The 12,527-nt window shown below is 65.8% G+C and carries 10 protein-coding genes and 1 rRNA gene; 5 read left to right on the top strand and 6 right to left on the bottom strand.

Annotated elements, in window-relative coordinates:
* The first annotated feature begins 23 nt into the window (after positions 1-23).
* From rrf to JYA52_RS01560, 3 genes are all read left to right on the top strand, one after another.
* A 5S ribosomal RNA gene (gene rrf, locus JYA52_RS01570) occupies positions 24-140 on the top strand.
* 429 nt (positions 141-569) lie between these two features.
* Positions 570-809, top strand: coding sequence for a hypothetical protein (locus tag JYA52_RS01565; RefSeq protein ID WP_205651395.1), 240 nt, complete (start codon positions 570-572; stop codon positions 807-809).
* A 559-nt stretch (positions 810-1,368) separates the two neighbouring features.
* Complete coding sequence (locus JYA52_RS01560) at positions 1,369-1,863, top strand: SRPBCC domain-containing protein (RefSeq protein WP_205651394.1); 495 nt, start codon at positions 1,369-1,371, stop codon at positions 1,861-1,863.
* Here the strand turns inward: JYA52_RS01560 and JYA52_RS01555 are convergent.
* A complete protein-coding gene (locus JYA52_RS01555; protein WP_205651393.1) occupies positions 1,860-2,879 on the bottom strand; it encodes a LacI family DNA-binding transcriptional regulator in 1,020 nt (339 codons plus the stop codon). The genes JYA52_RS01560 and JYA52_RS01555 overlap by 4 nt on opposite strands.
* A gap of 6 nt (positions 2,880-2,885) precedes the next feature.
* Positions 2,886-4,625: a glycoside hydrolase family 13 protein gene (locus tag JYA52_RS01550; RefSeq protein WP_205651392.1), complete on the bottom strand. Its 1,740-nt coding sequence runs from the start codon at positions 4,623-4,625 to the stop codon at positions 2,886-2,888.
* Between the two features lie 193 nt (positions 4,626-4,818).
* Here JYA52_RS01550 and JYA52_RS01545 point away from each other — a divergent pair, with 193 nt between their 5' ends.
* Positions 4,819-6,189: an FAD-binding oxidoreductase gene (locus tag JYA52_RS01545; RefSeq protein ID WP_205651391.1), complete on the top strand. Its 1,371-nt coding sequence runs from the start codon at positions 4,819-4,821 to the stop codon at positions 6,187-6,189.
* Between the two features lie 24 nt (positions 6,190-6,213).
* Here the strand turns inward: JYA52_RS01545 and JYA52_RS01540 are convergent, their stop codons facing one another.
* The 4 genes from JYA52_RS01540 to JYA52_RS01525 all read right to left on the bottom strand — a co-directional run bounded on the left by JYA52_RS01540 (position 6,214) and on the right by JYA52_RS01525 (position 11,443).
* Entirely contained in the window at positions 6,214-7,632 is a 1,419-nt protein-coding gene (locus JYA52_RS01540; RefSeq protein WP_205651390.1) for a DUF4032 domain-containing protein, read from the bottom strand.
* A gap of 172 nt (positions 7,633-7,804) precedes the next feature.
* Entirely contained in the window at positions 7,805-8,887 is a 1,083-nt protein-coding gene (locus JYA52_RS01535; protein ID WP_205651389.1) for an ABC transporter ATP-binding protein, read from the bottom strand.
* 236 nt (positions 8,888-9,123) lie between these two features.
* Positions 9,124-9,954: a trehalose-phosphatase gene (otsB, locus tag JYA52_RS01530; protein WP_205651388.1), complete on the bottom strand. Its 831-nt coding sequence runs from the start codon at positions 9,952-9,954 to the stop codon at positions 9,124-9,126.
* A complete protein-coding gene (locus JYA52_RS01525) occupies positions 9,944-11,443 on the bottom strand; it encodes an alpha,alpha-trehalose-phosphate synthase (UDP-forming) (RefSeq protein WP_205651387.1) in 1,500 nt (499 codons plus the stop codon). Before JYA52_RS01525 ends, otsB begins: the two co-directional genes overlap by 11 nt.
* A 179-nt stretch (positions 11,444-11,622) precedes the next feature.
* Here JYA52_RS01525 and JYA52_RS01520 point away from each other — a divergent pair, with 179 nt between their 5' ends.
* On the top strand, positions 11,623-12,513 hold the full coding sequence (locus JYA52_RS01520; protein WP_205651386.1) for a DsbA family protein: 891 nt from the start codon (positions 11,623-11,625) through the stop codon (positions 12,511-12,513).
* Positions 12,514-12,527: the final 14 nt, after the last annotated feature.

The raw sequence follows: 12,527 nt of genomic DNA, 5'->3' as shown, positions 1-12,527 counted from the left end.
GGGTGTGTGCCGGGTAGAAGGGTTACGGCGGTCATAGCGTGGGGGAAACGCCCGGTCCCATTCCGAACCCGGAAGCTAAGACCCACAGCGCCGATGGTACTGCACCCGGGAGGGTGTGGGAGAGTAGGTCACCGCCGGACATAAATTAAGGCCAAGGCCCCGACAACGAATGTCGGGGCCTTCGCTGTTAACCAACCAAGACTTCTTTTCGACAGGTACCACCAGACCCGGCAACCCGGACGCTCCCTCACTTGTTGCAGGCCCGAACGGTACGCTCCCTCACTACCTGCCGAGTGGGAACGGCACGCTCCCTCACTTGTTGCAGGCCCGAACGGTACGCTCCCTCACTACCTGCCGAGTGGGGCGGGACTCTTCCTCAATTGTTGTCGAGCGGGACGGACGCTCCTCAGTAGCCGTCGTGAATATGCCAACCCTTCTTGGCCCTCGGTTCAAGGGCTGTCTGGCCCCCACCAGGAGCTTTAGGGCGCTTTTGCCTCCCGGGCGTAGCTCCGCTTCGTCAGACGCAGGATACGCTGACGGAATACTGCGAATAGATTTTTGGGGGCGCCATGCTGAATTATTTCCGTGAAACACAAGAGGCGCGAATAGCCACGCCAGGCCGACGCATCTACAACTATGCCTCTGGTGCCGTGGTCCTTGCAATCATGGCATTCGTTATTGCGGGCTTGGCACCCGCGTGGATTTCCTGGACGGCCTTCGCCGTGTCTTGCTTGCTGGACGCCTTCCTGACCAGAAAGTGGATCAGAGCAGATGCGCTCAGAGATTACCGCGCCCGTCAGCCCGGGTAGGCTTCCCACCCGGGGTAGGCTTCCCACCCGGGCGGCAGTGCGGGACCGGCGAAAGTTGTCCCTGGCGTTCGTGAGGGCTGGCTATCCGGATTAAGGCGTGGGTGTGGGCAAGGCGCTAGATGTCGGTATGGCAGGCCGGAGAGCGACTCGTTGTTGGCGATAACCACAGAGTTCTTTTCCTCCTAATAACCTGGAGCAGCAGCTCTACACCGCGCCGGTCCAATTTCCTGTGGCGAAGTTCATCAATGCACAGTGGGTCCTCGCGCCCGCAGCGGGCGATAAATTTGGCGGGGCCCTCGCGCGACCCCAAAGCCGGCCAGGGCATCCCAAGGCAGCACACCGCCGTCGTCACCCGCGGGTAGTGAGGGAGCGTCGTGTGGGACACGGCGAGAGGTGAGGGAGCGTCGGGTGGGACACGGCGAGAGGTGAGGGAGCGTCGGGTGGGACACGGCGAGAGGTGAGGGAGCGTCGGGTGGGACACGGCGGGTAGTGAGGGGGCGTCGGGTGGAAGGCGGCGAGAGGTGAGGGAGCGTCCGGCGGCCCGGTAGAGTTGGTGCCCATGGAAAACCTCTTCAGTCACGCCGCTGCCTCCGGCGCCAATGAGCCCGATCCAGCCTTGGCATTGGATCCGGTCGTCTGCGCGGTGGTGGTTCCCGGCCCCGTGGCCCGGACCTTCATGGGGTTCACGGACCACACGCACCTTTGGTGGCCGATGGAGACAAACAGTGTTTTCGGTCCCGGCTCGTACGTGGAGTTTGAGGAGAACCTGATCCTTGAAACGGCGGACGACGGCAGGACCACGACGTGGGGCACCATCGATGATTGGCAGCCTCCGTTGTCCTTCCACGCATCCTGGTATCCGGGCACCACTGCGATGTGGTCTACGGAGCTCAGGGTTGCATTCCAGGCCGTGGACGGCAACACCGAGGTCCGTGTGGTCCACGACGGCTGGGAGGGCGCTGAAGACCCCTCCGCCACCCGCGCGGCCTACGACAAGGCCTGGCCGGAAGTCCTGGGACGATTTGCGCGGTTCATGGGCGCCGAGGCCGGCTAGCGCGCAGGCGGCGGGACAGCGGTGCTGGACCGGATGACGAACTTCGTGGGGTAAGTGGTATCGACGGCCGCCCGCTCCGCACCGCCGTCGAGCCCCTCCAGCAGCAGACGCACCGCCAGCGCTCCCTGGCCGCGGGGATCCTGGTCTATGGTGGTGAGCCCGAAGAGTTCACCAAGATCGTGCCCGTCGATCCCGATCACCGACAGATCCTCCGGGATCCGGAGACCGAAGTCGCGGGCGGCGAGGATGGCGCCGATGGCCATCTCATCGGAGGCGGCAAAGACCGCCGTGGGGCGTTCTGAGGCTGAGCCGAGCAACTGCCTGGCTGTCGCGTAGCCGCCCTGGATGGTGAAGTCTGCCGTGACGACCCACTCGGGCCGGACCTCGAGTCCTGCGGCTGCCATCGCGCCTTTGAAGCCTGTGAGGCGCGTGCGGGGGATCTTGAAGTCCTGTTCGTAGACAGAGTCGCCCGTCAGGTGCGCGATCTTGGTGTGGCCGAGCTGAATAAGATGGTTCGTCGCCGCCGCAGACAGACCGTAGTCGTCGATGCGGATGGTCGATGCGCCGAGAAGAGGGCCGCCGATGCCCACGATCGGCCGGTGCACCGCCAGCATTTGCCGGATCTCCGACTCGGTGAGGGCCAGCGCCACGGCGATGACGGCGTCTACGCGCTTGCGGAGCAGGAAGTCTCGGAGCACACTCTGCCGGCGGCCTGAGACCTCTGTGACGTTGTACAGGGTCAGGTCATAGCCGGCGTCCAGCAGCGCCCGGGACACCCCTTCTACCACCGATGAGAAGTACCAGCGGTGGACGGAAGGGACAACGATGCCTATGTTGTAGTTGCGCCCGGAGGCCAGGCTCGAGGCCTGGTAGGAGGGCACGAACCCGAGGTCGGCTGCTGCCGCCTGCGCCCGCGCGCGGCTCTTGGCCGACACGTTGCCCTTCCCGCTCAAGGCCCGTGAAACGGTGGCTATGGACAGACCGGCACGTTCTGCGACTTCCTTGATGCCGGCCATATGCCCTTAGCTCTCCGCGTCCTCTATTGAAACCCTCATCCAAACGGTCTCTCCAGAGCCTAATCCATGCCAGCCTTGGGCGTCCCCGCCGGAACTGCGCAGCAGCACGTCGCCCGCAGGCAGCTCAAGGGAGTCCTGCCCCACGTTCATGATCACCAGGATATTTCCGTTCAGGAACGCCAGTGCGGAGTCGGTGCACCACTGTTCGGCCCAGGACAGTGAGCCGCGCCCCAGCCCGAGTTCCCGGCGCAGCGACAGCATGCGCCGGTACAGGTTAAGGTGCGACGACGGGTCCCCGGCCTGGGCGTCCCTGGCCAGTCCGGCGAAGCTCGCCGGTTGCGGGAGCCAGGGGTCCTGGCCGGACCCGAAGCCGTGGTGCGGCTCCGACGCACGCCACGGCAAGGGGACACGGCAGCCGTCGCGGCCCAGACGCTCGCCGCGCGTGCGCGCAAATGTCGGATCCTGCCGCTGGTGGTCCGCGATGTCGATGCCGTCCGGAAGCCCGAGTTCCTCGCCCTGGTAGAGGTAGGCGCCGCCCGGCAGGCCGAGCATGAAGAGCGAAGCGGCGGCGGCCCGGGCCCGGCCGAGGTCGTGGTCTGGCTGCGGGTCCGCGGGGCCGATTCCGTCGCCTTCGCGGGGACCGGACCAGTAGTAGCCGAAGCGGGTGGCGTGCCGGACGACGTCGTGGTTGGACAGTACCCAGGTGCTGGGTGCGCCGACGGCGTCCAGGGAGGTCAGGGACTCGGTGATGACGTGACGCAGCCGTGGAATGTCCAGCCCGGCGTGCAGGTAGGGGAAGTTGAACGCCTGGTGCATCTCATCGGGCCGGACCCATTCCGCCAGCCGGGGCAGGGGATCCACATTGGCCTCGGCGCACATAATGCGGTCGGGTCCGTATTCCTCGAGAATGCGGCGCCAGTTCCGGAAGATGTCGTGCAGCGCGGGCTGGCCGAACATGGGGGCCTCGTGCCCGGGGAAACCGTCGATGGTGCTGCCGTCTGCGCGTCCGCCCCAGGCAGGCAGCCCGGGCGCCTTAACCAGCGCATGCGCCACGTCCACACGGAACCCCGAGACTCCGCGGTCGAGCCAGAAGCGGAGCACGCGCTCAAATTCGTCGTGTACGGCCTGGTTGTCCCAGTTGAAGTCAGGCTGGGAGGAGTCGAAGAGGTGCAGGTACCACTGACCCGGTGCTCCGTCAGCTTCGGCGATGCGCGTCCAGGCGGGGCCACCGAAGTGTGACTGCCAGTTGTTGGGCGGCTCTTCGCCGGCGGGGCCGGTGCCGTCGCGGAAGATGAACATGTCCCGTTCCAAGCTTCCCGGCCCGGCGGCGAGGGCGGCCTGGAAAGTGAGGTGCTGGTCCGAACAGTGGTTGGGGACCAGGTCCACGATCACCCTGATGCCCAGCCTGTTGGCTTCGGCGATCATGCCGTCGAAGTCGCCCAGCGAGCCGAACAGCGGATCCACGTCGCAGTAGTCGCTAACGTCATAGCCGGCGTCGCGCTGGGGGGAGCGGTAGAAGGGGGAGAGCCACACGGCGTCGATGTCGAGGTCGGCCAGCTGCGGCAGTTCTGCAGTGATGCCTGCGAGATCTCCGATCCCATCCCCGTTCAGGTCCCGGAAGGACCGGGGGTAGACCTGGTAGATGACGGCCGACCGCCACCAACCGTGGGCGTTATCAGGGGCATGGACCGGCGTGAGGGACCGGGCCAGTGGTGAAAGCGCTTGCATCAATGAGTCAACAGACATTGGGCCAGCATAGAGTGGCGCAAACCACAATTGAAAGCGTTTCCAGTCAATAACCGGTTGACAATTTCCGTAAAGCATCCGCCAGTATCGGTCAGATGGCGGCACAATTTGGAAACGTTTGCACAGCAGCTGGATCCAAGCCCCTAGGCCAACATCTAGACTTGGAGGCACGTGTGACCGAAACGGGAGACCAATGAGCAGCATCGCCGACGAGCTCACCTCAGCTCTGGGACCAGGAAAAGTCGTCCAGGACCCGGCCGTGCTGGCCGCCTATGCCGTTGACCAGGCGCCCGTGCTGGACTATCAGCAGCCGCTCGCGGTTGTCTTTGCCGAGTCGGTCCCCGACGTCCAGGCCGCCGTCAGGAGCTGTGCCGCACGGCGGGTTCCGATCGTGGCCCGGGGCGCCGGGACCGGCGTTTCCGGCGGGGCTCATGCCACCGAAGGATCGGTCGTCCTCAGCCTGGAGCGAATGAACCGGATCCTGGACCTCAACCCGGACGACGAGACCGCAGTCGTGGAGCCGGGGGTGGTCAACGCGGACCTGAACGACGCCGCGGCCCGGCACGGTTTGATGTTCGCCCCGGATCCGGCGAGTTTCAGGATCTCGACGATCGGCGGGAACGTCGCGACGAACGCCGGCGGGCTGCGGTGCGCCAAGTACGGGGTCACCCGCGACTCAGTGCTGGCGCTGGACGTGGTGCTGGCGGACGGCTCACTCATCCACACGGGCCACCAGACCTTCAAAGGCGTGGCGGGCTACGACCTGACCGGATTGTTTGTCGGCTCCGAGGGCACGCTGGGGATCGTCGTTGGCGCCACGGTGCGGCTCAAGTACCTGCCCCGCGAAGTGCACACGATCGCGGCGTTCTATCCCGACTTCCGGCAGGCCGCCGCCGGAGTGCTGGCGGTGGGCAAGGCCCGGGTACAGCCCGCCATCATGGAACTGCTGGACGGCGGGTCGCTCGTCCAGCTGGATGAGATCCATGGCTCGGATCTCGCCGGGAGGGGCGCGTCCCTCCTGCTGGTCCAGACCGACGGGTTCGGGGCCGCAGCGGAAGCGGACGTCGTCCGTGATGTCCTGGCAGCGGGCGGCGCCGTGGTGACCACCGAAGCCAGCGAGGAAGCCGAGCACCTGGTGGATATGAGGCGCAACAGCCGCGGCGTCGAGGTGGACGATCAGTACCGGGTGGGCGAGGACGTGGCGGTGCCCCGCTCCAGGCTGGTGGACTACGTGGCGGCCCTTGAATCGCTGGCTGAGACCCACGAGGTGAGGCTCAAGGTGGTGGCGCACGCCGGCGACGGGAACCTGCATCCCACGTTCTGGGTGGACCGCGTGAATGACCTGGCGGATGCCGAAGCAGCGGCGCGCCTGAACAAAGCCCTGGACGCGTCGATCGCCGTCGCGCTGGACATGGGCGGCACCATCACGGGGGAGCACGGCATCGGGCAGTACAAGCTGCGGTGGCTGAGCCTCGAGCAGCCGGAGCCCATCCGCGAGCTGCAGCGGCGCCTGAAGGAACTCTTCGACCCGGCCGGGATCCTCAACCCGGGCAAGGCTATTTAACCCAGGCGTGCCACGTCAGAGCGTTCAGTCGTCGGAGTCCGGATACTCGTCGATTGACTCCTCGGCGCCGTACCGGGACTCCTCGGTCTCCACTTCCAGGATCTTCAGCAGCTCGGTGTCCGGGTTGAGCATGATGGCCGCTTCATCGCGGCGGTGGCGCAGGATGGAATCGATGTAGGACTGGACGGCCTCCGCCAGCGGAATGTGGCGCTCCTGCTTTTCGGACATGTACCAGCGGTGCTCGAGCACCTCGTGCACCGCCTCCGCAGGCTCCAGCTTCCCGGAGAGGTCGCGCGGGATCGAGCGCACGATCGGTTCGAAGATCTGGCTGACCCAGAGGTGGGCGCTGTATTCCTCATCCATTTCCGGATTGTTGTCGGCGCGGAACGAGTCCATGTCGTTGAGCAGGCGCCGGGCCTGGTTCTCCTGGGCGTCGAGGCCGGTGAGGCGGAGCAGGCGCCGCTGGTGGTGGCCGGCGTCCACAACTTTAGGCTGAAGCTGGATCGTGGTGCCGTTCTGGGTGGTCTTGATCGCATATTCTTCGACGTCGAAGCCCAGTTCATTAAGACGGCGGATGCGGGCGCCCACGCGCCAGCGCTCGCCGAGCTCGAACGATTCCTTCTCGGTCAGCTCCGTCCAGAGGCGGCGGTAGCTTTCCATGATGAGCTCGCTGGTGGCCACCGGATCCACTTTCTCCTCGATCAGGCCACCGTCCAGGAGGTCCATGAGCTCGCCCGCGATGTTGACCCGGGCAATCTCGAGGTCGTACTCCCGCTGGCCGGTGGAAAGGTCCGGATAGAGTTCGCCGGTTTCCGCGTCCACGAGGTAGGCGGCAAAGGCTCCGGCGTCGCGGCGGAACAGTGTGTTGGAGAGCGAAACGTCGCCCCAGTAGAACCCGATGAGGTGGAGCCGCACCATCAGCAGGGCCTGCGCGTCGATGAGACGGGTCAGCGTGTCCTTGCGGAGCATCTGCGAGAAGAGCGCACGGTACGGCATGGAGAACTTCAGGTGACGGGTGACCAGCACCGGGTTCAGCGGCCGGCCGTCGAGGGTGGTGCGGCCGGTGATGACGGCGACGGGCTCCACGCAGGGAACATCCAGCCGGGCCAGCTTGCGGAGCATGTGGTACTCGTGCCGGGCTACGTGCTCGGATGTTTCCTTGATGGCGATGACCGAACCGCCCAGGTGGGCGAAACGGACGATGTGCCGCGAGATACCGCGGGGGAGGGCCGCGAGGTTCTCCGCCGGCCAGTCCTCCAGGGCGATATGCCAGGGGAGGTCCAGCAGTTCCGGGTCGGCGGCGGCGGCCGTGATGTTGAGGTTGCTGGCGACCGAGGATGCCTTGTCATCGTTGGCGCTGGCGGGCTCGAACCTGGGTAGCTTGCCGATCTGCCCGTAGTCGGTGGGTTCGTCGTGCCACTGGGCGCTGTATTCCTCGGTCATGGGTCAATTCTTCCGTACGTAGGGTTCGCATGCCTAAACATGGTCTGGTGCCGCGTTTAAAGCCCGACGGCGGCCCTTCCGTTTAGGGGAGGGCCGCCGTTGGTCTGTTAAATCCGGACGTGCTAAGGCGGTTTCGACAGGCTCAACCGCCGTCAGCCGCCCGTGGCGCGGACTAGTCGCCCAGGCGCTCGCCGGTCTTCGTGTCGAACAGGTGTACGTGGCCGGACTGGGGACGGACCCAGATGGACTCGCCCTTCATCGGAGGGCGGCGGCCGTCGACGCGTGCCACGATGTCGTGGGTCTTGCCGTCGAGGGTGGTGTGTCCGTAGACGTAGGCGTCGGCGCCGAGTTCTTCGACGACGTCGACCTCAACCTGCAGGCCGTCGCCCTGGGGCGCGGTTTCCAGGTCCTCGGGGCGGCTGCCCAGCGTGACGGTGGAGCCGTGTGCCTCTTCGAGGACGTTGCGCGGCACGGGGTAGACGGTGCCGCCGAACTGCACGCCGCCGTCGACGACCGGAAGTTCGAGCAGGTTCATGGCGGGGGAGCCGATGAAGCCGGCGACGAAGACGTTCTTCGGGCGGTCGTACAGGTTGCGGGGGGTGTCCACCTGCATCAGGAGGCCGTCCTTGAGCACTGCGACGCGGTCGCCCATGGTCATGGCTTCGACCTGGTCGTGGGTCACGTAGACGGTGGTGACGCCCAGGCGGCGGGTAAGGGACGCAATCTGGGTGCGGGTCTGGACGCGGAGCTTGGCGTCCAGGTTGGACAGCGGCTCATCCATGAGGAAGACCTGCGGGTTACGGACGATTGCACGGCCCATGGCAACACGCTGGCGCTGACCGCCGGAAAGTGCCTTCGGCTTGCGGTCCAGGTACGGCTCGAGGTCCAGGAGCTTGGCAGCTTCACGGACGCGTTCGGCGCGCTCTTCCTTGCTGACGCCTGCGATCTTCAGGGCGAAGCCCATGTTGTCCGCCACGGTCATGTGGGGGTAGAGGGCGTAGTTCTGGAAAACCATGGCGATGTCGCGGTCCTTGGGCGGAACGTCGGTGACATCGCGGTCGCCAATGAGGATACGGCCGGCGTTCACATCTTCGAGTCCTGCGAGCATGCGCAGGGAGGTGGACTTACCGCAACCGGAGGGTCCAACGAGGACCAGAAATTCGCCGTCGGCGATTTCGATGTTGAGCTTGTCAACAGCGGGCTTCTCTGTGCCCGGGTACAGACGCGTAGCGTTATCAAAAGTAACTGTTGCCACAGTTATCAATCCCTTCACCGGCAGGTACGTGCCGGACGATCCGTAGTGAATGGTTCATGTAATTCAGTTATGTACTGCATTATGTACTCCCCGGCCGAAGCCGAGGAGTATCGCGTGACGCCGCACGGTTCCTGTGCGCCACATCACACACAGAGTATGTCAGATTTATCTTGAATAGTTGCAAATGTTACGGAGGTCACAGGTGAGATGCCGCACGCCGCCTCGCCTGGAGGCGGTCAGGACGGGGATTCCACGGCCCGGCGGCGTTCCCGGAGCAGGGCCTCCAGCAGCTCGGCGATGTGCACGGGGGCTTCAACGCGGAACTGGGCCTGGGTGAAGTCCAGGCCCACCTTCACGCCCACATCGCCGGGCCCGAGGCGGCCGAGGGCATCTTCGTCCGTGGTGTCGTCGCCGGCGAAGATGACGGCTGAGGCGCCGGACGCCTGCCTGAGGAAGTCCACGCCCTCGCCCTTGGATGCGTGGACCACGGAGGTCTCCAGGACCCGCTTGCCGTTCTTGAGATGGACACCCCTGCGGTCCTGAAGCGCTGCCCGTGCAGCGGCTACGGCGTCCTCCGCCACATCATCCTCGGCCAGCCGGGTGTGGAGGACGACTCCTGCGGGCTTCTCCTCCAGGAGGGTGCCCGGGGCAAGTTCCACGATGCCTTCGAGGATGCTGCGGACCTCCGCCAGGAGCTCCAGCTGTGCGGGGTCCAGGACGAGCGGGGCCGAGCCGGGGCCCAGCCAGGCCTCCGCTCCGTGGCTGCCGATGAGGAGCGTCTCGTCAGGGGGCGAGGCGACCGCGCGCAGGCTGTCGAGGGCCCTGCCGGAGATGAGGGCCGTCGTCGTGCGTGGAAGGGTGGCCAGCTCAGCGAAGGCGGCGGCGGAGCGCGGCAGCGGGCGGGCGTCGCCCGCATGGTCCACGAGCGGTGAGATGGTGCCGTCGAAGTCCATGGCGACCAGCAGGTGTTCGGTGCCGGCGACGCGCCGCACGGCCTCCAGGAGTTCCGGCGGAAGCGTCAGCGGCACGTTTTCACGGGAGTGGGCGGGGTCTGCCTCAGGAGTCATCGCGGACCACCTTTTCGTTGAGGGCGTGCAGGAAATCAGCGGACCAGTGGTCGACGTCGTGGTCCAGGATCTGCTTGCGCATGGACCGCATGCGGCGGGCCGCCTCCTTCGGGGACATATTGACGGCCCTCATGACAGCGTCCTTGAGGCCGTCAATGTCGTGGGGGTTCATCAGGAGGGCCTGCTTGAGCTGGTCAGCCGCCCCGGCGAATTCGCTCAGGACGAGGGCGCCGTCGTTGCCGGTCCTGGCTGTGACGTATTCCTTGGCCACGAGGTTCATGCCGTCGCGGAGCGCCGTGACCAGCATGACGTCGGCGGCCAGGTACAGGGCCACCATCTCTTCGATGGGGTAGCTGTGGTGCAGGTACCGCACGGCGGTGTTCTCGATGGTGTCGTAGGTTCCGTTGATGTGGCCCACGGTTCCTTCCACCTCTTCGCGGAGGAGGCGGTACTGTTCCACGCGCTCCCGGCTCGGGCTGGCAACCTGAATCAGCGTGGCGTCACCCACCGTGAGCTTTTGCTCGTTGAGGAGCTCCTCGTAGGCCTTGAGCCGGTGCCTGATGCCCTTGGTGTAGTCGAGCCGGTCAACGCCGAGCAGGATGGTCTTGGGGTTGCCGAGGTCCTGGCGGATCTGGCGCGCCCGTTCGATGATCTCGGGCTTGTTGGCCAGCTCCGTGACCTGGCGGACATCGATGGAGATGGGGAAGGCCTGGGCGCGGGCGATGTGTGTGATGTCGCCGTTCTGGCCCTTGACGTGGACCTGCTGCTGCTTGACGCTGGCGCCGAGGAACCGGCGGGCTGAACGCATGAAGTTGCCCGCGTCGCTGCTGCGCTGGAATCCCACGAGGTCGGCGCCGAGCAGTCCGTCGATGATCGCCTGGCGCCAGGGAAGCTGGGCGAAGATCTCCGGCGGAGGGAAGGGGATGTGATTGAAGAACCCGATCCGCAGGTCCGGCCGGGCCTCGCGCAGCATCCGCGGCACGAGCTGGAGCTGGTAATCCTGCACCCACACCGTCGCGCCGTGGTCGGCATGGCGGACGACGGCGTCGGCGAACCTCCTGTTGACTTTGCGGTATGAATCCCACCAGGTCCGGTGGAACTCCGGCGGCGCAATGACATCGTGGTAAAGCGGCCAGAGGGTGGCGTTGGAGAAGCCTTCGTAATACAGCTCAACGTCGTCCGTGCTCAGCTGCACCGGGACCAGGTCCATGCCGCCGTGGCTGAACGGCGTGACCGTCTCGTCGGGGGCACCGTGCCAGCCGACCCAGGCGCCGTCGGTCTTCGTCATCATGGGGGCGAGGGCGGTCACCAGGCCGCCGGGCGAGCGGCGCCAGCCGGAGCCGTCGTCGCCGTGTTCCCCGGGAGCGCAGCGGTCCACCGGCAGGCGGTTGGACACCACCATGAAGTCGTAGGTGGCGGCTGAGCCGTCTCCGGACGCAGCCCCGCTCGCCGTTTTTGTCTCCGGTTTGTCGCGTTCAGGTCCTTGCATTGCGCTCCCTGGGGTTGCTTGTGGATCTCTGTCAACCCTAACGGGCGGGAATCATACGTGCTATTCATCCGTTGGGCACGCAGAAGGAATACTTGAAAGCGCAAGCTCCGGGGCATCCCCCTAAACTGGGAGAGTTGCCCCTGGGTGGTCCGCACCTGTCCGATCGACACGAGGAACTAATGAGCCCCGCAAACGAACCCCGCATGTCCAAAGCTGAGCGCACGGCGGAGGCCCGCGAGAAAGCCCGCCAGATCCGTGAAGCGAAGCTGAAGAAGGACAAGCGGAACAAGTTGCTGATCGGATGGGGCATCGTTGCCGCGGTGGTTGCCATCCTTGCCGTTGTGGCACTTGTGGTCAGCACGAGCCTGCAGAACAACGCGCCGGTTGCCGACCAGGGCCCCACGCCGTCCAATGGAAACGTGCACGGCGGCGTCACCCTGCTGAAGGGTACCGAGGTCGCCAAGTCCGAGCCGGGGACGGTCAACGTCGCAGACCTTCCGGAGCCCCCCGCGTCGGCACCTGCAACCGTGACCGCGCCCGGTGCGGAAGCTGAGGCCGGCAAGCCGGTCAAGGTGGTCCTCTACATCGACTTCATCTGCCCCGCCTGCAAGAACTTCGAGGCGCAGTTCAACGACACGCTGACGTCCCTCCGCAACGAAGGCAAGATCACCGTGGAGTACCGGGCTCTGGGCTTCCTGGACAGCCGCTCCACCACGAACTACTCCTCCCGTGCAGCCAACGCAGCGGCCTGTGTGGTGAACGAATCCCCGGAGAAGTACGCGGAGTTCGTGGACACGCTGTTCGCCAACCAGCCGGCCGAAGGCGGCGCCGGGCTTCCCGACGACGAACTGAAGAAGCTGGCCACGGACATCGGCGCCAAGAGCATCGACTCGTGCATCGAACAGAAGACCTACCGCCCGTGGGTGAAGTTCACCACCCAGGAAGCCGCTGCCATCGGCATCGCCGGCACGCCGACGGTCCTGGTGGACGGCAAGCAGTGGGGCAAGGGCGACAGCGCGCAGACCGAATTCCCGGCCTTCGTCGAGGCAGCCATCAAGGCCAAGGCCTAGCCCGGCAGCCAGGC

It is taken from the genome of Arthrobacter pascens, assembly GCF_017052465.1.
In the GTDB taxonomy this organism is placed as follows: domain Bacteria; phylum Actinomycetota; class Actinomycetes; order Actinomycetales; family Micrococcaceae; genus Arthrobacter; species Arthrobacter pascens.
The sequence above is the reverse complement of the archived record's forward strand: the minus strand, read 5'-3'. Positions and strand labels throughout refer to the sequence as shown.

What these genes read in the sequence shown, in the direction of transcription:
- JYA52_RS01565 (WP_205651395.1), top strand. Translation starts at nt 570, where the DNA reads ATGCTGAATTATTTCCGTGAAACACAAGAGGCGCGAATAGCCACGCCA.
- JYA52_RS01560 (WP_205651394.1), top strand. Translation starts at nt 1,369, where the DNA reads ATGGAAAACCTCTTCAGTCACGCCGCTGCCTCCGGCGCCAATGAGCCC.
- JYA52_RS01555 (WP_205651393.1), bottom strand. Translation starts at nt 2,879, where the DNA reads ATGGCCGGCATCAAGGAAGTCGCAGAACGTGCCGGTCTGTCCATAGCC.
- JYA52_RS01550 (WP_205651392.1), bottom strand. Translation starts at nt 4,625, where the DNA reads ATGTCTGTTGACTCATTGATGCAAGCGCTTTCACCACTGGCCCGGTCC.
- JYA52_RS01545 (WP_205651391.1), top strand. Translation starts at nt 4,819, where the DNA reads ATGAGCAGCATCGCCGACGAGCTCACCTCAGCTCTGGGACCAGGAAAA.
- JYA52_RS01540 (WP_205651390.1), bottom strand. Translation starts at nt 7,632, where the DNA reads ATGACCGAGGAATACAGCGCCCAGTGGCACGACGAACCCACCGACTAC.
- otsB (WP_205651388.1), bottom strand. Translation starts at nt 9,954, where the DNA reads ATGACTCCTGAGGCAGACCCCGCCCACTCCCGTGAAAACGTGCCGCTG.
- JYA52_RS01525 (WP_205651387.1), bottom strand. Translation starts at nt 11,443, where the DNA reads ATGCAAGGACCTGAACGCGACAAACCGGAGACAAAAACGGCGAGCGGG.
- JYA52_RS01520 (WP_205651386.1), top strand. Translation starts at nt 11,623, where the DNA reads ATGAGCCCCGCAAACGAACCCCGCATGTCCAAAGCTGAGCGCACGGCG.